We start from the raw sequence: 23,918 nt of genomic DNA, 5'->3' as shown, positions 1-23,918 counted from the left end.
TGTCGCTGCCTGTCATCTGCTGCCGGATCGGGACTCCATATCCGCCGCCGTGGCGTTCGCCTGGCGGAGAGATCGTAGCGACCATGTCGCTCGTCCGCCTGGCTCCCGCCGGTTCGGGGTTCATTTATTGCTCGTCTTTCTCGGGGTCCAGCAGCCGGTGGAGATGCACCACGAAATACCGCATGTGGGCGTTGTCGACGGTCTGCTGCGCCTTGGCCTTCCAGGCGGCCTGGGCCGTCTTGTAGTTGGGGTAGACCCCGACGATGTCCAGCGCGTTCAGGTCGCGGAACTTCATGCCTTTCAGCGATTCCAGTTCGCCGCCGAACACGAGATGCAAGAGTTGCTTGTCGTCGTCGCTCTCAGCCATGGCTGCACAACCTTCCAAATATGAGATTCCTGCGAGTCAAGCGACGCTTAACCGAATGCATTCGCGGTCACAACACCGAACATCGCCTGCAAGGTGTCATCCGATCCGGCCAGCATCGCCGGCTTGACGACGTCGGCGCCGTTCAGCGCGACCTCGGACCCGTCGAGCCCGGCCAGGCGGGCGCCCGCCTCGCGCAGGATCAGCAGCGCGGCGGCGATGTCCCAGTCATGCGAATTCGGCCTGACCAGGGTCGCGTCCAGCGAGCCGTCGGCGACCATGGCGAGACGGTAGGCGAGCGAGGGGATGTGACCGTGCCGCTTGAAGCCGCCGGGGAACGCGCGATCGAGCTGCGTGACGGCCTTGGCCGGCCCGGCGACCACCGGCGTCTCGCGGCGCGGCGCGACCGTCAGCCGTTCTCCGTCCTTGAAGGCGCCGCCGCCGGCCGAGGCCCAGTAGCGCGACTTGAGCGCCGGGCATTCCAGCACGCCGGCCACCGGCGCGTCGCCCTCGACCACCGCGACCGACACGCACCAGACCTTGCGCCCGTCGATGAAGGCGCGGGTGCCGTCGATCGGGTCGATGATGAAGCTGCGCGGGGCGGTCCGGCGCTTGTCGCGCTGGACGTCGATGCTTTCCTCCGACAGCCAGCCATAGTCCGGCCGCGCCGCCATCAGGAATTCGCGCAGGAAGGCGTCGGCGGCCATGTCGCCGGCGCTCACCGGCGAGGTGCCGCCCTTCATGCGCACGTCCAGGTCCTTCTTGCCGCGGAAATAGGCGAGCGCGATGCGCCCGGCCTTCTCGGCGGCGACGCGGATCAGCGCGAGGTCGTGTTCGACGGAGGTCCGCTCGGCGGCGGTGGCGGGGGGCTGCGGCACGGTCGCGCCTACTGCCCGGCCAGGGTCATGCCCTCGATGACGAGCGTCGGCGCGGCCATGCCGAAATCGCGGTCGAGATCGCTGGCCGGAACCATGCGCATGAACATGTCCTTGAGGTTGGACGCGACGGTCACCTCGGAGACGGGATGCGTGATCTCACCATTCTCGATCCAGAAGCCGGAAGCGCCGCGGGAATACTCGCCCGTCACCATGTTGACGCCCTGGCCGAAGACTTCGGTGACGTAGAAGCCGTCGCCGAGTTCGCGCATCAGTTCCTCGGGCGTCTTGTCGCCCGGCTCGAGCGAGAGATTGGTGGAGGAGGCCGAGACCGAGGTGCCGCTGCGCGCGCCGCGGCCGTTGGTTTCCAGCCCAAGTTCGTTGGCGATCGAGGTCGACAGGAACCAGTGGTTGAGGACGCCCTCGCCGACCATGGTCAGCGTGTCGCCGCCCACGCCCTCGCCGTCGAAGGGCCGCGAGCCCTGGCCGCGGCGGCGCATCGGTTCGTCGATCACCGTGATCCCGGCATGGGCGACCTGCTCGCCCATCCGATCCTTCAGGAAGGAGGTCTTGCGGGCCACCGACGCGCCGTTGATGGCGCCGGCCAGATGGCCGAGCATGCCGCGCGCGACGCGCGGGTCGAAGACGCAGGTCACGTCGCGCGTGCCGACCTTGCGCGGATTGACGCGGCGCGCGGCGCGTTCGCCCGCCTCGCGGCCGATTTCCTCGGGCGCGCGCAGGTCGGCGAAAAACAGCTTGGAGGAGAAATCGTAATCGCGCTCCATCTTGGTGCCCTCGCCCGCGATCACGCTGACCGAGCGCGAGTAGCGCGACCGGCGATAGGCGCCGGAAAAGCCGTGCGAGGTGACGAGGACCAGCCCGCCGGATCCCGCCGAGACGCCCGCGCCCGACGAATTGGTGACGCCCGGAACCGCGCGCGCCGCCTCTTCCATGGCCAGCGCGTCCGCCGTCATCTGCTCGGCGGAGATCTCCGTGTCGTCGAAGAGGTCGAGATCGGGAAAGTCGCGCGCCAGCTTCTCTTCCGGCGCCAGCGTGTTGAAGCGGTCCTCCGGCGAGACCTTCGCCATGGCGACGGCGCGGCCGGCCAGTGCGCCGACATCGCCGGCGAGATTGGCCGACACGCTGGCGACCTTCTGGCCGACGAAGACCCGAAGCGAGAAATCGTCGCTTTCCGACGCGTCGGTTCCCTCGACCTTGCCGAGACGCACGGAGACGCTCTTGGAGCGCGAACGCACGACGACCGCGTCCGCGGCGTCCGCGCCGGCGCGCTTTGCGGCCTCGACGAGAGAGGCGGCGCGGTCGATCAGGGTTTGAGTTTGATCTTGCATTGTGTCTCCGATGTCAGGCCGGTTTGCCGGGCGGCAAAATGCCTATAGATAGGGCAGAACCGTGACGGGCCCGGTCGATCGGGTTTGGCGAAACGGACTTGATGAAACGCTGTTGGCGCAACGGGTTCGGACAATCATCTATTGTCCACCGGGCGCCGCATCAAGTCGCGCCGGCCGCGACGGCAACAAGACGGGAAGGAAATGAGGCCATGGCGGGCGGCACGACGCCGGAACTTTATGTCGAAGCCGTGATGCTTCTGGGCGGTGCGGTGATCGCCGCGCCGCTGTTCAAGCGCATCGGGCTGGGCACCGTGCTCGGCTATCTGGCGGCGGGCCTGATCATCGGGCCGATCGGCCGGATGATCAGCGACGGCGAGGAGATCCTGCATGTCGCGGAGCTGGGGGTCGTGTTCCTGCTCTTCATCATCGGGCTGGAGCTGAAACCGGCGCGGCTGTGGTCGCTTCGACGCGACATTTTCGGCCTCGGCCTGGCGCAGGTGATCGTCACCGGCGCGGCGCTGACCGCGCTGGCGACGCTGATGTTCGACACCGGAGCGGCCGTCGCCATCGGCTTCGGCCTCGCCCTGTCCTCGACCGCGTTCGCGCTGCAGGTGCTGGAGGAACGCGGCGAGATCAACCGCCGGCATGGCCGCAAGTCCTTCGCGATCCTGCTGTTCCAGGACCTCGCCATCGTGCCGCTCCTGGCGCTGCTGCCCTTCCTCGCTCCGGCGGCGGCCGAAAGCGGCGGCAATCACTGGATCGACCTGGCGAAGGCGGTCGGCGCGGTCGCGGTCCTCGTCTTCGCCGGGCGCTACGTCCTCAACCCGCTGTTCCAGGTGATCGCCAGGTCCGGCGCGCGCGAGGCAATGATCGCCGCGGCGCTGCTGGTCGTGCTCGGATCGGCGCTCCTGATGCAGGTCGCCGGCCTGTCGATGGCGATGGGCGCGTTCCTCGCCGGCGTGATGCTGGCCGAATCCTCCTACCGCCACGAACTGGAGGCCGACATCGAGCCGTTCCGCGGCCTGCTGCTCGGCCTGTTCTTCATGGCGATCGGCATGTCGCTGAAACTGCCCGTGATCTACGCCAACTGGCTGACGATCCTGCTCGCCGTGCCGGTGCTGATGGCGGTGAAGGCGGCGATCATCTATGCGCTGTGCCGGCTGTTCGGCACCGAGCACGACGTGTCGGTGCGCACCGCGCTCATCCTGCCGCAGGGCGGCGAGTTCGGCTTCGTCCTGTTCTCGACGGCCGTCGCGATGGGCATCTTCGACGACGACACCGCCTCGATGCTCGTCTCCGTGGTCACGCTCTCCATGGCGCTGACGCCGCTGAGCGTCATGCTCGGCAACCGGCTGGTGCGCGAAGACGAGCCGGAGGACATGGACGAGGATTTCGAGGGCGCCGGCGCCGACGTGCTGATGGTCGGCTTTTCGCGCTTCGGCCAGATCGCCTCGCAGGTGCTGCTGGCCGGCGGGTCCGACATCACCATGATCGACCATTCCGCCGACCGTGTGCGCGCGGCGCAGAAATTCGGCTTCCGCGTCTATTTCGGCGACGGCACCCGCAAGGACGTGCTTGAGGCCGCCGGCATCAAGCGGGCCAAGATCGTCGCGGTCTGCACCCAGAGGAAGGAGATCACCGACCGGATCGTCGACCTCGTGCAGTCGGAATATCCCGACGCCAAGGTCTTCGCGCGCTCCTATGACCGCGCCCACACGCTGGAACTGCGGGCGCGCGCCATCGATTACGAGATCCGCGAAACCTTCAAGTCCGGTCTGGAATTCGGCAAGAAGACGCTGGAAGCGCTCGGCCGCTCCGAAAGCGCCGCCGCCGACATCGCCGAGGATGTCGAGAAGCGCGACGCCGAGCGGCTGCGCATCCAGCAGGCCGACGGGATCTATGCCGGCGGGCACATGCTGCACACGCGGCCGGTGGTGCCCGAACCCCTGACCAAGCCGCTGCGCGAAGCCAAGGTGATCGACACGACCGACGGCGCCGGCGCGGAATCGCTCCTCGAAAAGGACCATTCATGACGCTCACACCCTTCCACCTCGCCTTCCCGGTCGACGACCTGGAGACGACCCGCGCCTTCTATTGCGACGTGATGGGCTGCGCGCCCGGCCGGTCGTCGGAAAGCTGGGTCGATTTCAGCCTGTTCGGACACCAGATGTCGGCGCATCTGCGCGGCGGGACGGGCCAGGCGGCGGCCAGCGGCGCGGTCGACGGCAAGGCCGTGCCTATTCCGCATTTCGGCGTCGTCCTGCAGATGGCCGACTGGAAGGCGCTGGCGGCGCGGCTGGAGGCGGCGCCCGGGATCGACTGGATCCACCGGCCGATGGTCCGCTTTGCCGGCGAGCCCGGCGAACAGGCGACCCTGTTCATCCGCGACCCCTCCGGCAACGCGCTGGAGTTCAAGGGGTTCGCCTCGCTCGACGCAGTCTTTGCGCAATAGGATCGATTGATGGCCCCACCCGCTGGCGACAAGGCGAAATTCACCTCCGGCTCGACCATGCGCCATGTGGTGGTGATGACGATGACAGGCTCGATCGGCCTTGTGGCGATCTTCGCGGTCGACGCGCTCAACCTTTTCTACATCTCGCTGCTCGGCCAGGCCGAGCTGGCCGCGGCGATCGGCTATGCCGGCACGCTGATGTTCTTCACCATCTCGGCGGCGATCGGACTGACGATCGCGACCGGGGCGATGGTGTCGCGCGCGCTCGGCGCCGGCAATCGCGCCGAAGCGGCGCGGCGGGGCGGGGCGGCGATGCTGTTCATGGCCGTGGTGACGACGGTGATCTCGGTCTCCGCCTGGCTGCTCATCCCGCAACTGCTCGGGCTGATCGGCGCGCAGGGCGAGACGAAGGCGCTGGCCGACAGTTTCCTGCGCATCGTGTTTCCCTCCATTCCCGTGATGGCGCTCGGCATGTGCACGACGGGCATCCTGCGCGGCGTCGGCGACGCGCGGCGCGCCATGTATGTGACGCTGGCCGGCGGCGCGGCGGCCGCGGTGCTCGATCCGCTGCTGATCTTCGGCCTCGATCTCGGCCTGCAGGGCGCGGCGATTTCCACCGTGCTGTCGCGCATCGTCCTGCTGGCGGTCGGGCTGCATGGGGCCGTGGTCGTGCACAAGCTGATCGCCCGGCCGGACATCGCGGTGCTGCGCGAGGCGATGCGGCCGTTCTTCAACATTGGCGGGCCGGCGGTGATGACCCAGCTCGCCACACCCGTGGGCAACGCCTATGTGACGGCGCAGATCGCCTCCTTCGGCGACGGCGCCGTGGCCGGATGGGCGATCATCGGCCGGCTGATCCCGGTCGCCTTCGGGGTGATCTTCTCGCTGTCGGGCGCGGTCGGGCCGATCCTCGGCCAGAATTACGGCGCCAAGCTCTATCACCGCCTGTTCGAGACGATGCGCGACGCGCTGATCTTCACGACGATCTACGTGCTTGTCATCTGGGGGCTGCTGGCGCTTTCCTCCGGACTGGTAGCGGACGTCTTCCGCGCCGAGGGCGAGGCGCGCGAGCTGGTGGTGTTCTTCTGCCTCTTCGCCGCCGCAAGCTTCCTGTTCAATGGCGCGCTGTTCGTCGCCAACGCCGCCTTCAACAATCTCGGCTTCGCGCTCTATTCGACTGTGCTGAACTGGGGCCGCTCAACCCTCGGCGTCATCCCCTTCGTCTGGCTCGGCGCGCAATGGTACGGCGCGATCGGGGTGATCGCCGGCTGGGCGCTGGGAGCGGTGGTGTTCGGCGTGGCGGCGGTGTTTGCGTGTTTTCGCGTCATCGCCTCGATCGAGCAGCGCGACCGCCGCGACCATGACGACAACCTGCCGAGCCCGCCGCCGACGGCGCAATCGCCCTTCTCGACGGGCAAGGCGGCGACGCTGGGTTAGCCGGCCGGCTCCCGGACCCGATCCTCGAGCGCGCGTTCGAGCTTGCGCCGGACCTCGTCATAGACGGGTGCGGTGACCTCGACGATCTGCCGCGCCTTGAGGAAATCCATCACCCGGAAATTGGAGACCGGCGGCTGGATGAAGACGTCCGGCGGCTGCACCTTCAGCTTCAGCTTCAGGATCGAGCGCATCATAAGCTGCGACGTGCCGTAGAGGCTGTCGATCGGCCGGGGGATGCGGCGCGAGTCGCCGCGCGGCGTGCCGACGACGTCGATGGCCAGCACGATGTCGGCCTTGCCGAGGATGTGGTCGTAGGGCACCGGGTTGAAAATGCCGCCGTCGATGAAGATGCGGCCGTCGCGGCGCACCGGGCGAAACAGCGCCGGGATGGCCGCCGATGCCGCCAGCGCGGACCACAGGTCGCCTTCCTCGAAGACGGTCTCGTGATGGCCGTAATAGTCGGTGGCGATGACGGAGAGCGGGATCTGCAGCCGGTCGAACTCATGGGGAACCGAATCCGGCATGAAGTTCTGCACGATGCGCTGCACGTCGAACTGGCCGATGCGGAAACCGCGGTCGGTCGCGGCGGCAATCGAGGCCGGGCGGCGGAACAGGCGGGCGACGATGTCGGTCGTGTTGCCGACGAGACCGAGCGTGTAGTCGCTGATCTCCTCGCCCGTCATGCCGCTGGCCATGGCCGCGCCCATGATGGCGCCGATGGAGGAGCCGCTGATCGCGACGGGCCGGATGCCCATGTCGTCGAGCGCGCGAATGATGTGGGTATGCGCCAGGCCCCGCGCCCCGCCACCGCCGAAGGCGACGGCCACCGTCGGATCCGAAGATCGCGACGGTTGCGGTTTCACCCTGGTTTCACTCGGTCCGGTCATGGTCGCCGCCAGTCATGAAGTACATACGGGTTTCGCCGAAATCACGCGTTTCGGCAAGGTGAAACCCCTGCGGCACGGTGAACCCGGCCGACGCCGCCTCCTCCACGATGACGAGCGCGTCCGGCTTCAGCCAGCCGCCGTCGCGCAGGGAGGCGAGCGCGCGCTCGGCCAGTCCCTTACCATAGGGCGGATCGGCGAAGACCAGATCGAAGGGCTCCATCGTGCCGACCTCGCCCATGCGCGTGGCGTCGCGGCGAAACAGCTTGGTGCGCCCCTGCAGACCCAGGGCCTCGACATTGGAGCGGATCAGGCCGCGGCCTTCCACCGACTGCTCGATGAACAAGGCGGACGCCGCGCCGCGCGACAGCGCCTCGACGCCGACGGCGCCGGTGCCGGCGAAGAGGTCGAGCACGCGGCTTCCGTCGAGCTTCTCCGGCCAGGCATGGGCGAGGATGTTGAACAGGCTCTCGCGCGTGCGGTCGGTCGTCGGACGAATCGCCGACGAGCCGGCTTTCGGCGAAGCGAGCGTTCGCCCGCGAAAACTCCCGCCGACGACGCGCACGACCTATCCCTTCCCTTTCGGCCCCTTGCCGGGTCGAGAGAACGATCCGGGCCGGCCGGATTTGCCGGGGCCTGACGGTTTGCCGGGACCGCCGGGCTTGCGCGGGCCGCCGGTTTTGCCGGGACCGGCGGATTTGCCGCCGCGCGGCGCGCCCTCGGGCGCCGGCTTCGGCTTCTTGCCCATCGGGCGGGCGCCGGGGGCCATCCAGACATTGGAGGAACGCCCGTGACGCTGCTTGTCGGATTCGCCGCCGGCGGCCGACGGGGCCTTGCGACGCTCGGGCTTGCGCGTGTCCAGGCGCGACAGCGCCTCGTCGCGCTCGACGCCCTTCTTGCCGCGACGTGGCGCGCCGCTCTCCGGCGAGGCGCTGACCCAGTCGCCGTGTTTCTTCACCTTGACCAGCCGCGTCTCGCCTTCCGTGCCGCTGACCGGCTTGTTGGAGAAAGGCTTGCGCACCGGCGCGTCGAAATTCGCGCCGGCTTCGGCGATCAGCCGGTCGCCGAGCTGGTCGCGCAGCGTCTTGCCGCGGATTTCCAGAACAGCGCCCTCCGGCAGTTCGCCGAGCTGGAAGGGCCCGAAGGAAATGCGGATGAGGCGGTTCACCTCGAGGCCGAGCGCGCCGAGGACGTTCTTGACCTCGCGGTTCTTGCCTTCGCGCAGGCCGACGGTGAGCCAGACGTTGGAGCCCTGCTCGCGCTCGAGCTCGGCTTCCACCGCGCCGTAGAAGACGCCGTCGACGGCGATGCCGTTCTTCAATCCGTCGAGCTGCTTCTGGTCCACCTTGCCGTGGGCGCGCACGCGGTAGCGGCGCAGCCAGCCGGTCTGCGGCAGTTCCAGCATCCGCGCCACGCCGCCGTCGTTGGTGAGCAGCAGCAGGCCCTCGGTGTTGATGTCGAGACGGCCGACGGAGAGCACGCGCGGCATGTCGCCGGGCAGCTTGTCGAACACGGTCGGACGGCCCTGCGGATCGCGGTTCGTCGTCACCAGGCCGGCGGGCTTGTGATAGAGCCAGAGACGGGTGCGCTCGATCTCGGGGATCGGTTCGCCGTCGACCAGGATGACGTCGGACGCCGTGACGTTGACGGCCGGCGTTTCGAGCTTCACGCCGTTGAGCGTGACGCGACCGGATTCGATCATGCGTTCGGCGTCGCGGCGCGAGGCGACGCCGGCGCGCGCCAGATATTTGGAGATGCGTTCGCCTTCGGCCTCGGCCGACGAATCCGCCTGCGCATCGTCACGGGCGTCGGGTGCGGCCCGGCGATCGTCACGGCGATCTTCCCGGGGCGGGCGCGAAGGCCGATCGCGATCGCGATCCGGTCTGCCGCCGAAACTGCGCGGCCTGTCGCCGTCGCGTTGCGGGCGATCGCGAAAACCGCGCGACCTGTCGCCGTCCCGCGGCGCGCGCGGCTTGTCGTCGCCGTCGCGCTGCGGCCGCTCGCGGAATGCGCGGGGCTTGTCGCCGTCACGCGCCGGGCGCTCGCGATAGGGGCGCGGCTTGTCGTCACCCTCGCGTCGCGGGGCGCCGCCGTCAGGCCGGTCCTTGAAGCCGCGCGAGCGTCCTTCGCCCTTGCCGCCCCGGGCGCCGGCCGGGCTGCCCTTGAATCCCCTGGAGCGCAGCTCGCCGGATTTGCCGCCACGTCCCTTCTGTCCGCCGCCCGCGGGTTTGCCGGAGCGCCCGCCAGGCTTGTCTTCGTTCGTCATTTGCTGTTTGCCTTCATTCGACGGCTCCCCTAGCAGTCAGGGGCCGGTCATGCGAGAGAAACCTTGTCCGAAATTCCAGCCGCAACCGCCAAATTTCCGGACTTCATGGATCGGGCGCTGAGCGAGGCCCACGCCGCCGCACAGCGCGGCGAGGTGCCGGTCGGCGCGATCGTGGTGCGCGGCGCGACGATCGTCGGAGCGGCCGGCAACCGGACACGCGAATTCAACGACCCCACGGCCCATGCCGAAATCCTGGCCATCCGGGAAGCCTGCGGCAACCTGCAGCAGGAACGCCTGGAGGGATGCGACCTCTATGTCACGCTGGAGCCCTGCACCATGTGCGCCGCGGCGATATCCTTCGCGCGCATCCGACGGCTCTACTTCGCGGCGGAAGACGCCAAGGGCGGCGCCGTCACGTCCGGCGTGCGCTTCTTTGCAAGCCCGACCTGCCACCACGCCCCGGAAATCTATCCGGGCATCGGCGAAGCGGCGGCGGCGAGCCTGCTGAAGTCCTTTTTCTCAGAACGGCGCCAATAGGCCCCGGGCGTCAGCCAAGCGTCAGAGCCAGGGAACGAAACGGCGCCAGCCGCCCGGCTTCTCGCCGGCCTCGGCCGCCTTCTTGCGGCGGCGTTCCTTGGTGGCTTCGGTCTCGCCGAGTTCGCCATAGGCCGCGGTCTGGGCCGGCTGACGATATTCCGTCGGCGGATCGGTCAGATAGACGCGCTGATTGGCGGTCGCCACCTGGCGGCTCGTCGTCTGCACAGTCACGTCCGGATCGTCGATGTCGGTCAGGGCGGGAAGCTCGCGGCCCTCGTCGATCTCCTTCTTGATGCGCTGCAGGCGCTCTTCAGGCGATTCGGGCCATTCCTGCGACGCTTCGGCGATGTTCTGCTGCGGCGGCGGCAGGACGCTCGTGTCGCTCGGCTCGACCAGGCCGGGGCGCGGCTTGTAGTCGATCCGGGTGCGCTTTCCGCCACCCAGCGTCATCGAGCTGCCGATGTCTTCCATGAACTGGGTCATGGCCGGCTTGTCCGTCCCGTAGGTGGGGCCGAGGCAACCGGAAAGGACAAGGGCGCTCGCTGCGAGCGTGCCGTAAGCGGCGATCCGCGCCGGTCGGTTGCTGTCTGTCATCACTGCTCTGCCATATCCATGGTCGAAGGCGTCACCGCCGCTCCGCCTTCGGGCTGACCGGAAAATCCGGCGAATTCATGATGGTCTAGCGAAAAACACCGAAATCGGCAATGCACCACGTCATCGCCGCCGCTCGACCACCTCTTCGTCACAGACGGCCGAGCGCGCGCAATTCACGCAGGGCCGCCGCATCGCGCGCCGAAACCTCCGGGAATTCAGCATCGGAGCCGATATCCTCGGTCACCCGCCAGGAGCGTGCGCATTTGTTGCCCATCGCCAGTTCCGGCACGACCGCCACGCCGGCGACTTCCGGCAGCGTGAAGGCACCGCTCGGCGCCGGCTTCGGCGAGACCGAGATGGCCGAGGTGATGCAGATCTCGGCCATGTCGAGATCCTCGATCGCCGCGCGCAACGCGTCGTCGGTGACATGCACGAAGGGCGCCGCCTCCAGCGACGAGCCGATCCGCTTCTCCTTGCGCTCGATCTCGAGCGCGCCGGTGACGACGCGGCGCACCTGGCGCACCTTCTTCCATTTTTCCGACAGCGCGTCGTTGCGCCACGTGTCCGGGCAGTCGCGGAACTGCTCGAGATGCACCGACACGGCCTCGGGATGGCGCGACAGCCAGGCCTCTTCCGTGGTGAAGGGCAGCATCGGGGCAAGCCAGGTGACGAGCCGGTCGAAGATCTGGCGCACGACCTGCAGCGCGGCCTTGCGGCGCGGGCTCGACGGGGCGTCGCAGTAAAGCGCGTCCTTGCGGATGTCGAAATAGAACGCCGACAGCTCGATCACCATGAAGTCGAGCAGGGTGCGGGCGATGCGCTTGAAGTCGAAATCGTCATAGCCCTTGTTGACCACCGCATCGAGCTCCCAGAGCCGGTGCAGCATCAGCCGCTCCAGTTCCGGCATCGCCGAAAGCTCCACGTTGTCGCCCTCGTCATGGGCGAGCGTGCCGAGCATCCAGCGTATCGTGTTGCGCATCTTGCGATAGGCGTCGATGTTGGTCTGGATGATCGTCTTGCCGAGGCGCTGGTCTTCCCAGTAGTCGGTGTTCATCACCCACAGGCGCAGGATGTCGGCGCCCGATTCCTTCATCACGTCCTGCGGGAAGACCTGGTTGCCGAGCGACTTCGACATCTTCTTGCCGTCCTCGGCCATGGTGAAGCCATGGGTGATGACGGTGTCGTAGGGCGCGCGGCCGCGCGTGCCGCAGCTTTCCAGCAGCGAGGAATGGAACCAACCGCGATGCTGGTCGGAACCTTCCAGATAGACGTCGGCCGGCCATTTGAGATCCGGGCGGTCCTCCAGCGTGAAGGTGTGGGTGGAACCGGAATCGAACCAGACGTCGAGGATGTCGGTGACCTGGCGCCATGTCGCCGGATCGTGGTCGTTGCCGAGGAAGCGCTCGGCGGCGCCGTCGGCGAACCAGGCGTCGGCCCCCTCTTCCTCGAAGGCGTCGAGGATGCGCTTGTTGACCGCCTCGTCCTTCAGGACGTTGCCCTCCGCGTCGGCGAAGACGCAGATCGGCACGCCCCAGGCGCGCTGGCGCGACAGCACCCAGTCGGGACGGTCCTCGATCATGGAGCGCAGCCGCGTCTGGCCGGCCTTCGGCACAAAGCGGGTCTCTTCGATCGCCTTCAGGGCGCGGGAGCGAAGCGTCGTGTCGTCGCCGAGATCCATGTCCATGTGGACGAACCATTGCGGCGTGTTGCGGAAGATGACCGGCTTCTTGGAGCGCCAGGAATGCGGATAGTCATGCTTCAGGCGGCCGCGCGCGAACAGCCGATCGGCGGCGATCAGCGCCTCGATGACGGCCTTGTTGGCGTCGCCCTTCTTGCCCTTGTCGTCGATGACGCGCGCCGGCCCGCCGTCACGATCCGGGCCGAAGCCCGGCGCGTCCTTGGTGAAGAAGCCGGCGTCGTCGACCGTGAACGGGATCACCGTGTGGAAATCCTTGCCGGCGACGACGAAACATTCGCGCGCCGCGTCGAAGAAGAAATGCTCCTTGCCCGAGGCGGATTTGCGCATCAGGTCGCCGGTGAAGTCCATCCAGGCGTCAAAGTCCTCACGGCCATGGCCCGGCGCGGTGTGGACGAAACCGGTACCGGCGTCGTCGGTCACGTGGTCGCCGTCGATCAGCGGCACGGCGAACTGGTAGCCGTCGCCGTAGCCGGCCAGCGGATGGGCGCAGATCATCGCGCCGAGTTCGTCGGGCGTGACGGTGCGCGCGCGCTTGAACTGCAGCTTCGCCTTGGCGAAGGATTCCTCGGCCAACGCATCCGCGAAGATCAGCTTGTCGCCCGGCTGCGGGCCGAAATCGTTCTCCGCCGCCGTCACCTCATAGAGGCCGTAGGCGATGCGCGAGGAATAGGAGACCGCGCGGTTGCCGGGGATCGTCCAGGGCGTGGTCGTCCAGATGACGACAAAGGCGTCGAGCAGGTCCGGCGCGCCGTTCACGACCGGGAACTCCACCCAGATCGTGTCGGACTCGTATTCCTGGTACTCGACCTCGGCTTCGGCCAGCGCGGTGCGCTCGACGACCGACCACATGACCGGCTTGGAGCCGCGATAGAGCTGGCCGGACATGGCGAATTTCAGGAGTTCGCCTGCGATGCGCGCCTCGGCGTGGAAATCCATCGTCGTGTAGGGCTTGTCGAAATCGCCCTCGATGCCGAGACGCTTGAACTCCTCCGACTGGACCTTGATCCAGTTGCTCGCGAAGTCGCGGCATTCCTGGCGGAACTCGTTGACCGGCACCTCGTCCTTGTTCTTGCCCTTGGCGCGGTACTGTTCCTCGATCTTCCATTCGATCGGCAGGCCGTGGCAGTCCCAGCCGGGCACGTAGTTGGAATCGTGGCCGCGCATCTGGAAGGAGCGCGTGATGACGTCCTTGAGGATCTTGTTCAGCGCGTGGCCGATATGGATGTTGCCGTTGGCATAGGGCGGACCGTCATGCAGCACGTAGCGCGGACGGTCCTTGGCGTCCTCGCGCAGCTTCTTGTAGAGGTTCATCTCCTGCCAGCGGGCGACGATCTCCGGTTCCTTCTTGGGAAGGCCGGCGCGCATTGGGAAATCGGTCTGGGGCAGATAGAGCGTCTTGGAATAATCCAGCGCGGAATTGTCAGCGGAATCGGTCATTCGTCTGCATTCGTTGAAGGGCTGCGAAAGGAGTTGCAGCGGTCATTAGCGGAAAATCGGTTGGGGTGCGCGGAAAATATGCGCGAGTTCCCGGTCCTGCGGCGCTGTGCTAGCGGCAGGCCGGGCCAATAATTCGGATGATGGCGAAACGGGCCGGAGTCATGACCGGGCTTTTAGCAATGGCGGCGGCGCGAATAAAGCGCCAAATCGCCTCGGTTGAGATTTTGGCCATTTGCGCATATATTTGCCGGCATCTGGCGAAGGAGCCCATCATGAGCGTTCACAGCCCGACTGCCGAACAGTTCCGCGTATCGCCGCAGCGCGCAGCCGACCTCGTCGGGCTCGGCTTTTCGTCAGAGGAAATCTACCGCATCGTCGCGCCGCGTCGAACGCTCGACCGGCGCAAGAAGAACGAGGAACTGCTGACCCTCGCCGAGTCCGACCGCGTGCACCGGCTGGAGCGGATCGTGAAACACGCCCACCGGGTGTTCGGCAACGAGGAGAAGGCCAATCGCTGGCTGCGCGAACCCAGCCGCGCGCTCGACAAGGCCGTGCCGATCGATCTGCTGGAATCGGAAACGGGTGCGCAGATCGTCGAGGACGAACTCAATGCCATCGACTACGGCATGTTCGTGTAGCCGTGCGCATCTGGCGCATTTCCAACTATGCCGACCTTTCGGGACGGGGCGGCGAGAGCATGGCGGGACGTTGGAACAATCGCGGCACGCCGATCGTCTATTGCACCGACCATCCCTCGACCGCGATGCTGGAAGTCCTTGTCCATTTCGACCCGTGGACCATGCCGGAAAGCTACAAGCTGCTTGAAATCGAGGTTCCGCACGCCATCACGCCCGTCGCACCCGATCTGCCGGATACCTGGCGCGACGACATGCAGGTGATGCGCGACCTGTTCGACGCATTTTGCGCGGAGGCGGCTTCGCCTGTCATGGTTGTGCCGAGCGTGATCATGCCGCACGCCTTCAACCATCTGATCAATCCGCGGCATCCGGACGCCGGAGCAATCACCATCACGAGCGCCATCGAGCATCCGCTCGATCCGCGCTTCCTGACCTGATCACCAAACCTCGCCGTCGAGCCGGTCGAATATCCGCTTGCGCATGGCGCGGGTCGCGCGTTGCGGGAAAAGCCGGGCGTAGGCCGCGACCAGCTTGGCGCGCAGGCCCGGCACGATGACCGACTTGCCCGCGGTCATACCGGCGATGATGCGCCTTGCCGCCTCTTCGGGCGGCATGCGGCGACCGGCTTTGGCGCCTTCCGGCGCGTGGCGCTCGGCATGGGCGGTGCGCATCGGGCCGGGAAAGGCGCAGGAGACGGTGACGCCGAGGGCGCGGCGGAAGGGTTTGCGGATCGAGCGCGCATAGATCGCGATCGCGTCCTTGGAGGCGGCGTAGCTGGCCGCGCCGGGATAGCCCGTCCAGTGCGACAGCGAGGATATGAAGACGAGATTGCCGCCCTTGGCGAGCGCGCCGCGCGCCGCTAGCGCCGAGCACAGCACCATCGGCGCCTCCAGATTGACCGCGATCACCCGGCGATGCGCCTCCATCGGGATCGCCTCGAAACGGCCGGTCGCCGAGACCCCGGCATTCAGGATGACGAGATCGAAGGGCGCGCCGGCGCACAAATTGACGATCGCCGCATCGCGCTGCGAGCGGTCCGCAAGATCGCAGATGAGCGGTGTCCACGGCACCGCGCTGTCGGGGGCGGAGCGGTCGAGCGCCGTGACCTCGTAGCCGGCAGCCGTCAGCGCGCGGCAGAACGCCTCGCCGAGGCCGGCATGCCCGCCGGTGACGAGCGCGCGTTTCGCCCGCGTCACTGGATCCGGCTCCCGAACATCGACCCGCCGGCCAGGTAGCGGCGCAGCGACAGCGTTTCCGGCGAGCGCCCGCGCTGGATTGCCGTCTCCAGCATCGCGGCCATCGTTTCGGGCGGCAGGAAGAAGCGTTCAATCCAGCCCAGTTCAAGTCCCGCCTTGGCGTGGATGGCGGTCCTGGTCGGTCCCGGATGCAGGACCTGCACGCGCACCGTGCCGCGCCATTCCGCGCCGAGGGCGCGGGCGAGCCCGTCGAGCGCCGCCTTGGACGCGGCGTAGCTTGAAAAACGCGACGACCCGCGTCGCGCGGCCACCGATCCGATGAAGGTGAGCTGGCCTTCGGCGCGCTCCAGGAAGGGGAACAGGGCGTGCGCCAGTGCGATCGCGGAAACGACATTGACGTCGAGCGTGCGCCGGATCGCCTCGGCGGTCTCGGTCTGCGGCGCGACCGCATATCCGGTTCCGGCGTTCAGGATGGCGTGGTCGAGCCGCGACTGATTGTGTTCCAACAGCCCGCGCACGATCGCCTGGGCCGCCTCCTCGGGCGCCGACTGATCGGCCTGCAGGTAGATGACGTCTTCCGGCAGCGACGCCGCCACCTGGCCACGCGGGCGGCGCCCGGTGGCGATCACGTCGTGGCGGTCGGCCAGACGGCGCACGAGTTCCAGCCCGATGCCGTCGGTTCCGCCGGTCACGAGGATCTTGCGGCGCGCCACGCTCAGCCGTCCCTGGCGCCGAAGATCAGCGCGGCGTCGAGCGCGCCGATCGGCTCGAGATCGGCGAGGATGGCGCGGGCCTCGGCCTCGTCGGCCTTCATCTGAGCGGTCAGGGCGTCCAGGCTCTCGAATTTCTCCTCGCCGCGCAGGAAGGCGCAGATCGCGACCGTGCAGGTCTCTCCGTAGATTTCCTCGTCGAGGCCGAAGACATAGGTTTCCAGAAGCGCCGCGCCGTCTTCGTCGACGGTGGGGCGGCGGCCGAAGCTGGCGACCCCGTCATGGATCGACCCGTCGGCGCGGATGAAGCGGACCGCGTAGATGCCGTGGCGCAGGACGGCGTCGTCGGCCAGCGCCATGTTGGCGGTGGGAAAGCCGAGCGTGCGGCCGAGCTGCTTGCCGCGCACGACCTCGGCCTCGACGCGATAGCGATATCCCAGAAGGACGTTGGCGCCGGCGAGATCGCCGTCATGCAGCCTTGCGCGCACGCGGCTCGAGGAGACGACCTCGGCATCCGCGTCGCGGAAGGCGTCGACCAGCGTGACATGGAAGCCGCGCGTCTCGCCCGCCTCCATCAGGAAGGCCGGGCCGCCCTGGCGGTTCTTGCCGAAATGAAAGTCGAAGCCGGTGACCACCTGCCGGGCGGCAAGCCCGCCGACCAGCACGCGGTCGACGAACTCATCGGCCGTCAGCTGCGCAAAATCGCGGGTAAACGGCATCTCGATGACGCCGTCGAAGCCCATCGAGCGCAGGATGTCGGCCTTCATCGCGGCGGGCGTGATGCGGAACAGCGGTACGTCGGGACGGAACAGCTGGCGCGGATGCGGCTCAAACGTCAGCACCATCGCCGGGCAGTCATGGTCGCGGGCGTAGCCGAGCGCCGTGTTCAGCACCGCCTGGTGACCGCGATGGACGCCGTCGAAATTGCCGATGGCGACGACCGCTCCGCGCAGCGTTTCGGGAAGTTGCTCCAGCGACTGGAACCTGAATTGCTCCATCGTGCTTCGCTCAGCGCAGTTTCGTCATCGTGGCGACGGGATGGGCGCCGAAACCGTCGAGGTGGTCGGCCAGCCGCTGCGGATCGGGCTTGCCCGGCTCGCCGTATTCCCGCGAATGGATGCCGTCGGAAATGAACAGGAGATCAAGGCCGAAATCCATCGCGCCCTTGACGTCGGTGGTCATGCCGTCGCCGATCGCCAGCACCCTGGAACTGTCGGGCTCGCGGCCGAGCACGGATGCCGCGCGGGCCATCGCCTCGCGATAGATCGGCGCGTGCGGCTTGCCGGCGATCAGCGTGCGGCCGCCGAGCTGGCCATAATCCTTGGCGAGCGCGCCGGCGCAGTAGACCAGCCTGTCGCCGCGCTCGACGACTATGTCGGGATTGGCGCAGATGAAGGGCAGGTCGCGGGCGCGCAGGCGGCGCAGTATCTCGTGATAGTCGGCCGGCGATTCGGTGTCGTCGTCGAAGAGGCCGGTGCAGACGACGGCGGAGGCCTCGCGCTCCTCGGCCATTTCTACGTCGATGCCGTCATAGAGCGACATGTCGCGGTCCGGGCCGATGTGGAAGATCATGCGCGCGTTCTGGCTGATCAGCGCGCGGGTGACGTCGCCGGAGGTGACAACATCGTCAAAGGCCTCGTCAGGCACGCCGAGCAGCGCAAGCTGTTCGCAAACCGGCCCTTTCGGGCGCGGCGCATTGGTGATCAGCACGACCGCGCGGCCGGCCTCGCGCTCGCGGGCGAGCGCCTTCCATGCGGGCGTCCAGGAGCGGACGCCGTTGTGGAGCACGCCCCAGACGTCGCAGAAGATCGCATCGTAGTCGGCGGCGATGTCCGCCAGCGCGTTTATCTCTCGAATGGCCAAGTAAGCGTTCCCGATTGCATCGCGGCCGGCCGGTCCTAGAAGGTTTCGGCGACAAAGAAAAGTCGTGCCGCGCAACGCTGACGCTCATGGCCCGCCGTCACATCGCTAAGGATCGGTAAACCGGCCGGCAAAAATACGCGCGAATGCGTGAACCGGGTGCAAATCAGCGGTTGTTAGAATTCGTTCCTGGTCCGAAAATGCAATTTGGGGTTTGCAGCATGACACGCCGTCCAGGCCTGTCTGGGGTCGCTCGCCGTAACGCGAGCGGGTATCGCGCTTGTGCGTCCGGCGCCACCGCGCTGGAATTCGGCCTGATCATGCCGGTTTTCCTGCTGCTCGTCTTCGCGATCGTCGAAACGTCGATCTTCTACTACAAGCAGAGCCACCTGAAATTCGTGCTGCACCAGGCCGGCCGCGGCCTGCAGACCGGCGCGATCCAGAAGAGCCAGTACCCCAAGGCCAGTTTCGACGCCGGCGTCTGCGACGACGCCGCGCTGATCTTCGACTGCTCCGACGTCTATATCGATGTGCGCAACTTCGACACGATCGCGGCGGTGTCCTTTCCAAAGGCCCGGTTCGATTCGGCGGGCAAGCCGACCAATTTCGTGTTCCAGCCCGGCGGATCGGCGAAGATCACCGCCATGCGGGCCGCCGCGACCCACAATTTCGTCACGCCATTCCTCGCCGACATCCTGCAGCCGACGGGCAAGCCGGTGATCGTGGTCGGGTTTTCCATCTTCAAGAACGAGCCGTTTTGAGATGAGGACGCACGCCCCCTCCATAGTCCGGATCGTTGCCGCGGGTCGCCGCCTCCTCGCCGACCGGCAGGGCGTGGCGGCGATGGAATTCATCCTGTTCTCGCCGATCATGCTGGTGCTCGCGCTCGGCGTTGCCGAGGTCTATGTCGAGCACGCGACCGAGGACCAGTTCCTGCGCTACGTGCATCAGGCCGGCGATCTCCTCTCCCGCGAACCTAAGCTCACCAGCGCGTCGATTTCCAGCATCCTGTCGGCGGCCGACCAGATGGTCATCGGCTTCGACGCGAACCGTTCGCTGCAGATCAACGTCTCCAGCGTCGGCTTCAAGGCCGACAACACGCCGGTGCTCTTGTGGACGCGCTCGGCGGGCGGATCCGCGCTGTCGCCCGACACCGCCGGCGCGGCCGGCATGGGCCTTCCGGCCGACACTGTGCTGCGGTTCGCGGCCAGGATGGATTACACCAGCCCGTTCAACTTCGTCTGGACCTCGACAAGCCGCTCGATCTCGTCGGTGGCCTGGTTCCGGCCGCGCGAGACACGCGCGATCGCGATGGACGGCGCGATCTCCGAATACGACCAGAACTGGGACTACATCCCGAGCGAATGAACCGCACCAATCCGAAGCGATTGCCATGAGCAACCGAAAGACGACATCCATCACGCAGAAATTCACCGGCGCCTTCGCAACGGTCGCGGCCCGTATGGGCGCATGGCGCGACAACCGCCGGGGCGCGATGGCGGTCAATTTCGCGCTGCTTCTGATCCCGCTTCTCGCCTCCGTCGGGCTTTCCATCGACGGCTCGCGCTTCCTCCTGACGCGCTATCACCTGCAGGCGGCCGTGGACGCGGCCGCGCTGGCGCTCGGCACGGTCTACGAGGACCAGGCGACGCTCGACTCGCTGGGCGACACCTTCGTCGCCAAGAATTTCTCGCTGGCGGACGCCTCGCTCGATTCGGTCTCGACCGTGGTCAGCGGCGACACCGTGAAAGTGAGCGGGACGGCAACGATGCAGACGCTGTTCATGTCGATCCTGCAGGTCAGCGAGGTGAAGGTCTCGGTCTCCACGACGGTCAAGCGCGCGGGCGGCGGCCTGCTGGTGAGCCTGGTGCTCGACAATACGGGGTCGATGTGGAGCGGCAGCCCGTCGAAGATCTCGGCCCTGCGCAGCGCTTCCGACATTCTCGTGGACGCCCTGTTCGACGACGACCCGGAACCGAAGGACCTGCGCATGTCGATCGTGCCCTATGCGGCGACCGTCAATCCCGGCTCCGTCGCCGACAGCCTCGTCGGCCCGCACAGCTACGGCTTGCGGTCGGACCACAAGGACCGGTGGAAGGGCTGCGTGATGGAGCGCGACGGCGCGGACTCCATCGCCGACACCGGACCGGACGTGGCCAAATGGCGTCCCTTCTTCTGGGAGCCGTCCGTCGACAACGACTACGATCTCGACAATCCCTCAACGATCGCGCCGGGCGGAGCCTACGATTCCAACGCGATCACCGGGCCGAATATCGGCTGCCCGACGCCAATCCTGCCGCTGACCAAGTCCTACGCTGCCGTCGACGCGGCCGTCGACGCCCTGACGGCGTGGAACCGCGGCGGCACGCTCGGCGACATCGGCATGGCCTGGGGCATCCGGACCCTGTCGCCCGGCCTTCCTTTCGACGAAAGCACCGAGATCGACCCCAAGACCGGCGCGACACTGTGGGACAGCCCGCGGTGGCGTAAGGCGATCATGATGATGACCGACGGCGACAACGTCTTCTACGACCTGCCGGGCAATGCCGGCCCCAACTCGGCGCATCCCGGCAAGTCCGACTACACCGGCTACGGCCGGCTCGGCGAGAGCCAGGCCAACGCGATCTTCAACACCAGCAACACGAACACCGCCAAGGGCATCGTCGACAACCGGCTGAAGTCGCTTTGCACGAACGCCAAGAACCAGGACATCATCATCTACACGGTGACGTTCGGCTCCAGCCCGAGTTCCAGTACCAAGCAGATCTTCCAGGATTGCGCGTCCGATCCGGGCAAATACTACCATGCGCCGAGCAAGACCGAACTGGAGAACATTTTCGGCGTCATCGGCGCGGAACTGTCCAAGCTGCGCATCATCAAATAGCCCGCCCGCGGGCTGCCGCAAGCAATCGTTAATCATGCGTAACCGCGCATGCTCAAACTGTGCGATCCGCATGAACGGGACGATAAGCACCCGCGTCTTACCCTAGGTCACAAGGGGAGCATCGCCACAGCGGAGCGCATGGGATTGGGACTGCTGAGACATTTCGTTCGTGACGATCGCGGTCACGTCGCGGTCATCGGGGCGCTTGCGCTTCCGATCCTCATCGGCGGCATCGCCTTCGGCACTGAGGCCGGGGACTGGCTGGTCGAGAAGACGAAACTCAGTTTCGTCGCGGACGCGACCGTTCTGTCGGCCGGACAGCTCTACAATCGCGGCAAGACCGAAGCGCAGATCGCGACGATCCTGCGCGCCAAGCTCGTCGCCGACGGTTATCCGGACGCGTCGCTCGCGCTGAACCTCACCTATCCCGACGCCGCCTCCGATCAGATCACGGCGGAGATCTCCTACAGTCCGGACAAATATTTCGCCCAGGCGATCTGGGACGGAGCGGTCGTCATCCGGGCACGGACCGTGGCCGTGATGGAGGGGGACGAGGCCTGCGTTCTGGCGCTCAATCCGACGGCGTCCGGCGCCGTGACGGTCGGCGGGTCGGCGACCATGTCGCTGACGGGTTGCGTCGTCGCCTCGAACTCGTCATCCACCAGTTCGGTCTACATGGGCGGCTCGTCCACTTTGACCACGGAATGCATCATCTCGTCGGGCGGCATCAACGGCGAAGCCCATGCGACGACGCAGTGCCAGAAGAACCGGACCTACCGGCGACCGACGCCCGACCCCTTCGCGGACCTGACGCAACCCGCGACACCCGGCCACTGCCACAACCCGCCGAATTTCAACCCGACGGGAACCTACTCGGTCAGCGCCGGCTGCTACGACCACGATTTCGACGTCAAGGGGACCGTGACCTTCGGCAGCGGCGTCTACATTCTCGACGGGGCCGACCTGAAGATCAATTCCAGCGCCATCGTGACCGGCACGGACGTGACCTTCGTCCTGAAGAACGGCGCGGAGCTCAACTTCAACGGCGGGGCGACGATCAATCTCACCGCGCCCGAAGCCGGATCGGCCGAACCCTATCCCGGCATCCTGTTTTGGGGGTCGGACACCAACAACGCGTCGCACAAGATCAATGGCGACGCCTCTTCGGTGTTTGCCGGCGCGATCTACATGCCGGACGACGCGGTGGAATTCACCGGCTCGTCGGGCATGGATTCGGCCTGCACGCGGGTCGTCGCCGACACGATCACGCTCTCCGGCAACACCGGTTTCGAAACCGACTGCTCCGACGAACTCGGCGCCTATGACCTGTCGACCGCGCAGACGGTCATCATCGTGGAATGATCCCCATGCACCGCAATCGCCCGCCCGCCCCGCGCAGGAGGCTGGGTCCCCTTTCGGTCTCGTTTCGGTCCGACCGCTCCGGCGCGGCCGCGATCGAACTGGGCATCTTGCTGCCCTTCATCACCGCGGCGCTGATCTCGATGGTCGACGTCGGCAACGCGGTCTACATGAAATATGACGTGGAGCGGAAAATGCGCCTGGCGATCGAAGGCATCGAGCGCCACGGCATCGACAGCGACAGCGTCGTCGCCTTCGCCAATGCCGACGGCAATGCCGCCTTCAACGGGCAGAACGACGTCGCGACCAATCCCGCCACGCTTTCGCTGTCGATGTCCTATCTGTGCCGCGCCGACGACCTGACCGCGACGAGCTACGACACCATCGACGACGTGCAATGCCTGGACTACGAGACCTGGTACACGATCACCGTCACCCGCTCCTACACCGGCATGTTCGGCAAGTCGTTCGACCTGAGCACGACCGCCGACGTCATGGTGGACTGACCGTGAGACCGGGACGGCATTCGCAATGGGCATGATCCTCGCCTTCCTTCGCTGCCGCGCCGGCGCGACGGCCGTCGAGGCCGCCATCGTGAGCGGCATCTTCATGGCCGTGCTTGTCGGCGTCTTCGGCGTCGGTTTCACCATGGTGATCAAGGCCGACATCGAGAATTCGATCGCGGTCGCCGAGCGCTACGCGCTGATCAACGACGAGACGGACGCCAAGATCAAGGAGATCATCCGCGCCCGGCTGACCACCTACGACCCCGACAAGCTGACCCTGTCGCTGCAGCGCGGTTCGTCCGGCGGGGTGGATTTCGTCAAGGCGCAGGTGTCCTACCGGATCGATCTCGGCACCGGCCTCGCATTCGGTCCGATCTCGATTTCCGCGACCCGCATTTTTCCGACCTGACCTCTCCGGCATTGGCCCGGCGCGCCTTGACACGGCTGGGAGGCATCACTATGTCCGCCCCGCTAGCACTCGTCGGAGGTGAGTGCTAACCCAACCAAAGCCAACGTTTCAAAGGTTCAAGTCAATGGCAGAGATGAATTTCCGTCCGCTGCACGACCGTGTTGTCGTTCGCCGCGTCGAATCCGAGGAGAAGACCGCAGGCGGCATCATCATCCCCGACACCGCCAAGGAAAAGCCGTCGGAAGGCGAAGTCGTTTCCGTGGGCCCCGGCGCCCGTGACGAAAACGGCAAGGTTCAGCCGCTCGACGTCAAGGCCGGCGATCGCGTCCTTTTCGGCAAGTGGTCCGGCACCGAAGTCAAGGTCAACGGCCAGGATCTCCTGATCATGAAGGAATCCGACATCATGGGCATCGTCGGCTAACACCGCGCCCATCATCCGAAAACCCCTAAATCAGACAATGG

Annotated in this window: 25 protein-coding genes; 13 read left to right on the top strand and 12 right to left on the bottom strand. The window is 66.8% G+C overall.

The features are described from left to right. Positions 1-124: 124 nt before the first annotated feature. The 3 genes from MRY80_RS26190 to MRY80_RS26180 are packed head-to-tail and all read right to left on the bottom strand — an operon-like array spanning position 125 to position 2,588. Positions 125-367: a DUF4170 domain-containing protein gene (locus tag MRY80_RS26190; protein WP_293294672.1), complete on the bottom strand. Its 243-nt coding sequence runs from the start codon at positions 365-367 to the stop codon at positions 125-127. A 47-nt stretch (positions 368-414) separates the two neighbouring features. Beyond that, on the bottom strand, positions 415-1,242 hold the full coding sequence (locus MRY80_RS26185; protein WP_293294670.1) for a 3'(2'),5'-bisphosphate nucleotidase CysQ: 828 nt from the start codon (positions 1,240-1,242) through the stop codon (positions 415-417). A gap of 8 nt (positions 1,243-1,250) precedes the next feature. Continuing rightward, entirely contained in the window at positions 1,251-2,588 is a 1,338-nt protein-coding gene (locus MRY80_RS26180) for a TldD/PmbA family protein (protein ID WP_293294668.1), read from the bottom strand. 209 nt (positions 2,589-2,797) lie between these two features. On the opposite strand from MRY80_RS26180, the gene MRY80_RS26175 reads away from it, so the two are divergent. From MRY80_RS26175 to MRY80_RS26165, 3 genes are read left to right on the top strand one after another with little or no spacing between them, the layout of a single operon-like run. Continuing rightward, on the top strand, positions 2,798-4,621 hold the full coding sequence (locus tag MRY80_RS26175; RefSeq protein ID WP_293294666.1) for a monovalent cation:proton antiporter-2 (CPA2) family protein: 1,824 nt from the start codon (positions 2,798-2,800) through the stop codon (positions 4,619-4,621). Then, positions 4,618-5,040 (top strand): VOC family protein, encoded by a 423-nt coding sequence (locus MRY80_RS26170; protein WP_293294664.1) that lies wholly within the window; start codon positions 4,618-4,620, stop codon positions 5,038-5,040. The genes MRY80_RS26175 and MRY80_RS26170 overlap by 4 nt, the downstream gene beginning before the upstream one ends. 9 nt (positions 5,041-5,049) lie before the next feature. Continuing rightward, positions 5,050-6,477 (top strand): MATE family efflux transporter, encoded by a 1,428-nt coding sequence (locus MRY80_RS26165; RefSeq protein WP_293294662.1) that lies wholly within the window; start codon positions 5,050-5,052, stop codon positions 6,475-6,477. Here the strand turns inward: MRY80_RS26165 and MRY80_RS26160 are convergent. From MRY80_RS26160 to MRY80_RS26150, 3 genes are read right to left on the bottom strand one after another with little or no spacing between them, the layout of a single operon-like run. Then, positions 6,474-7,364 (bottom strand): patatin-like phospholipase family protein, encoded by an 891-nt coding sequence (locus MRY80_RS26160; RefSeq protein WP_293294660.1) that lies wholly within the window; start codon positions 7,362-7,364, stop codon positions 6,474-6,476. The two genes, MRY80_RS26165 and MRY80_RS26160, sit on opposite strands and share 4 nt — an antisense overlap. Further along, positions 7,348-7,926, bottom strand: coding sequence for a 16S rRNA (guanine(966)-N(2))-methyltransferase RsmD (rsmD, locus tag MRY80_RS26155; RefSeq protein WP_293294658.1), 579 nt, complete (start codon positions 7,924-7,926; stop codon positions 7,348-7,350). Before rsmD ends, MRY80_RS26160 begins: the two co-directional genes overlap by 17 nt. 3 nt (positions 7,927-7,929) lie before the next feature. Beyond that, positions 7,930-9,627 carry a pseudouridine synthase gene (locus tag MRY80_RS26150; RefSeq protein ID WP_293294656.1) on the bottom strand — a complete coding sequence of 566 codons (1,698 nt, stop codon included), beginning with the start codon at positions 9,625-9,627 and terminating at the stop codon, positions 7,930-7,932. Between the two features lie 105 nt (positions 9,628-9,732). On the opposite strand from MRY80_RS26150, the gene MRY80_RS26145 reads away from it, so the two are divergent. Next, complete coding sequence (locus MRY80_RS26145; protein WP_293294929.1) at positions 9,733-10,164, top strand: nucleoside deaminase; 432 nt, start codon at positions 9,733-9,735, stop codon at positions 10,162-10,164. A 21-nt stretch (positions 10,165-10,185) separates the two neighbouring features. Here the strand turns inward: MRY80_RS26145 and MRY80_RS26140 are convergent, their stop codons facing one another. Together MRY80_RS26140 and ileS are read right to left on the bottom strand one after the other, a co-directional pair. Next, complete coding sequence (locus tag MRY80_RS26140) at positions 10,186-10,758, bottom strand: hypothetical protein (RefSeq protein WP_293294654.1); 573 nt, start codon at positions 10,756-10,758, stop codon at positions 10,186-10,188. Between the two features lie 148 nt (positions 10,759-10,906). After that, positions 10,907-13,894 (bottom strand): isoleucine--tRNA ligase, encoded by a 2,988-nt coding sequence (gene ileS, locus MRY80_RS26135; RefSeq protein WP_293294652.1) that lies wholly within the window; start codon positions 13,892-13,894, stop codon positions 10,907-10,909. Positions 13,895-14,166: 272 nt separating this feature from the next. Between ileS and MRY80_RS26130 the strand changes: the two genes are divergently transcribed. Together MRY80_RS26130 and MRY80_RS26125 are read left to right on the top strand one after the other, a co-directional pair. Further along, a complete protein-coding gene (locus MRY80_RS26130) occupies positions 14,167-14,532 on the top strand; it encodes an antitoxin Xre/MbcA/ParS toxin-binding domain-containing protein (RefSeq protein ID WP_293294650.1) in 366 nt (121 codons plus the stop codon). A gap of 2 nt (positions 14,533-14,534) precedes the next feature. After that, the gene (locus tag MRY80_RS26125) at positions 14,535-14,969 is read left to right on the top strand and encodes an RES family NAD+ phosphorylase (protein WP_293294648.1); all 435 of its coding nucleotides are present in this window, start codon (positions 14,535-14,537) and stop codon (positions 14,967-14,969) included. Here the strand turns inward: MRY80_RS26125 and MRY80_RS26120 are convergent, their stop codons facing one another. The 4 genes from MRY80_RS26120 to MRY80_RS26105 are packed head-to-tail and all read right to left on the bottom strand — an operon-like array spanning position 14,970 to position 18,301. Beyond that, a complete protein-coding gene (locus MRY80_RS26120) occupies positions 14,970-15,728 on the bottom strand; it encodes an SDR family NAD(P)-dependent oxidoreductase (protein ID WP_293294646.1) in 759 nt (252 codons plus the stop codon). Then, complete coding sequence (locus tag MRY80_RS26115; protein ID WP_293294644.1) at positions 15,725-16,441, bottom strand: SDR family oxidoreductase; 717 nt, start codon at positions 16,439-16,441, stop codon at positions 15,725-15,727. The genes MRY80_RS26120 and MRY80_RS26115 overlap by 4 nt, the downstream gene beginning before the upstream one ends. Positions 16,442-16,443: 2 nt before the next feature. Continuing rightward, complete coding sequence (locus MRY80_RS26110) at positions 16,444-17,436, bottom strand: bifunctional riboflavin kinase/FAD synthetase (protein ID WP_293294642.1); 993 nt, start codon at positions 17,434-17,436, stop codon at positions 16,444-16,446. A gap of 10 nt (positions 17,437-17,446) precedes the next feature. Beyond that, complete coding sequence (locus MRY80_RS26105) at positions 17,447-18,301, bottom strand: TIGR01459 family HAD-type hydrolase (protein ID WP_293294640.1); 855 nt, start codon at positions 18,299-18,301, stop codon at positions 17,447-17,449. A 218-nt stretch (positions 18,302-18,519) separates the two neighbouring features. Between MRY80_RS26105 and MRY80_RS26100 the strand changes: the two genes are divergently transcribed. From MRY80_RS26100 to groES, 7 genes are all read left to right on the top strand, one after another. Then, entirely contained in the window at positions 18,520-19,059 is a 540-nt protein-coding gene (locus MRY80_RS26100; protein ID WP_293294638.1) for a TadE/TadG family type IV pilus assembly protein, read from the top strand. Position 19,060: 1 nt separating this feature from the next. Continuing rightward, positions 19,061-19,666, top strand: coding sequence for a hypothetical protein (locus MRY80_RS26095; protein WP_293294636.1), 606 nt, complete (start codon positions 19,061-19,063; stop codon positions 19,664-19,666). Positions 19,667-19,691: 25 nt separating this feature from the next. Further along, entirely contained in the window at positions 19,692-21,182 is a 1,491-nt protein-coding gene (locus MRY80_RS26090; RefSeq protein ID WP_293294635.1) for a TadE/TadG family type IV pilus assembly protein, read from the top strand. A gap of 144 nt (positions 21,183-21,326) precedes the next feature. Beyond that, positions 21,327-22,544: a hypothetical protein gene (locus MRY80_RS26085; protein ID WP_293294634.1), complete on the top strand. Its 1,218-nt coding sequence runs from the start codon at positions 21,327-21,329 to the stop codon at positions 22,542-22,544. Between the two features lie 5 nt (positions 22,545-22,549). Beyond that, a complete protein-coding gene (locus tag MRY80_RS26080) occupies positions 22,550-23,047 on the top strand; it encodes a hypothetical protein (protein ID WP_293294632.1) in 498 nt (165 codons plus the stop codon). Positions 23,048-23,072: 25 nt separating this feature from the next. Next, entirely contained in the window at positions 23,073-23,456 is a 384-nt protein-coding gene (locus MRY80_RS26075) for a hypothetical protein (protein ID WP_293294630.1), read from the top strand. A 124-nt stretch (positions 23,457-23,580) separates the two neighbouring features. Beyond that, entirely contained in the window at positions 23,581-23,877 is a 297-nt protein-coding gene (gene groES, locus MRY80_RS26070) for a co-chaperone GroES (protein ID WP_293294628.1), read from the top strand. The last annotated feature ends 41 nt before the right edge of the window (positions 23,878-23,918 follow it).

It is taken from the genome of Oricola sp., assembly GCF_022763245.1.
In the GTDB taxonomy this organism is placed as follows: Bacteria; Pseudomonadota; Alphaproteobacteria; order Rhizobiales; family Rhizobiaceae; genus Oricola.
This window is presented reverse-complemented; position numbering and strand designations above follow the sequence as displayed.

Excerpts from the sequence above, each read along its gene's own strand:
- MRY80_RS26140 (WP_293294654.1), bottom strand. The coding sequence starts at position 10,758 with ATGACAGACAGCAACCGACCGGCGCGGATCGCCGCTTACGGCACGCTC.
- MRY80_RS26145 (WP_293294929.1), top strand. The coding sequence starts at position 9,733 with ATGGATCGGGCGCTGAGCGAGGCCCACGCCGCCGCACAGCGCGGCGAG.
- MRY80_RS26080 (WP_293294632.1), top strand. The coding sequence starts at position 22,550 with ATGCACCGCAATCGCCCGCCCGCCCCGCGCAGGAGGCTGGGTCCCCTT.
- MRY80_RS26175 (WP_293294666.1), top strand. The coding sequence starts at position 2,798 with ATGGCGGGCGGCACGACGCCGGAACTTTATGTCGAAGCCGTGATGCTT.
- MRY80_RS26110 (WP_293294642.1), bottom strand. The coding sequence starts at position 17,436 with ATGGAGCAATTCAGGTTCCAGTCGCTGGAGCAACTTCCCGAAACGCTG.
- MRY80_RS26150 (WP_293294656.1), bottom strand. The coding sequence starts at position 9,627 with ATGACGAACGAAGACAAGCCTGGCGGGCGCTCCGGCAAACCCGCGGGC.
- MRY80_RS26130 (WP_293294650.1), top strand. The coding sequence starts at position 14,167 with ATGAGCGTTCACAGCCCGACTGCCGAACAGTTCCGCGTATCGCCGCAG.
- MRY80_RS26170 (WP_293294664.1), top strand. The coding sequence starts at position 4,618 with ATGACGCTCACACCCTTCCACCTCGCCTTCCCGGTCGACGACCTGGAG.
- MRY80_RS26190 (WP_293294672.1), bottom strand. The coding sequence starts at position 367 with ATGGCTGAGAGCGACGACGACAAGCAACTCTTGCATCTCGTGTTCGGC.
- MRY80_RS26090 (WP_293294635.1), top strand. The coding sequence starts at position 19,692 with ATGAGCAACCGAAAGACGACATCCATCACGCAGAAATTCACCGGCGCC.
- MRY80_RS26165 (WP_293294662.1), top strand. The coding sequence starts at position 5,050 with ATGGCCCCACCCGCTGGCGACAAGGCGAAATTCACCTCCGGCTCGACC.
- MRY80_RS26100 (WP_293294638.1), top strand. The coding sequence starts at position 18,520 with ATGACACGCCGTCCAGGCCTGTCTGGGGTCGCTCGCCGTAACGCGAGC.
- MRY80_RS26075 (WP_293294630.1), top strand. The coding sequence starts at position 23,073 with ATGGGCATGATCCTCGCCTTCCTTCGCTGCCGCGCCGGCGCGACGGCC.
- MRY80_RS26160 (WP_293294660.1), bottom strand. The coding sequence starts at position 7,364 with ATGACCGGACCGAGTGAAACCAGGGTGAAACCGCAACCGTCGCGATCT.
- ileS (WP_293294652.1), bottom strand. The coding sequence starts at position 13,894 with ATGACCGATTCCGCTGACAATTCCGCGCTGGATTATTCCAAGACGCTC.
- groES (WP_293294628.1), top strand. The coding sequence starts at position 23,581 with ATGGCAGAGATGAATTTCCGTCCGCTGCACGACCGTGTTGTCGTTCGC.
- MRY80_RS26180 (WP_293294668.1), bottom strand. The coding sequence starts at position 2,588 with ATGCAAGATCAAACTCAAACCCTGATCGACCGCGCCGCCTCTCTCGTC.
- MRY80_RS26095 (WP_293294636.1), top strand. The coding sequence starts at position 19,061 with ATGAGGACGCACGCCCCCTCCATAGTCCGGATCGTTGCCGCGGGTCGC.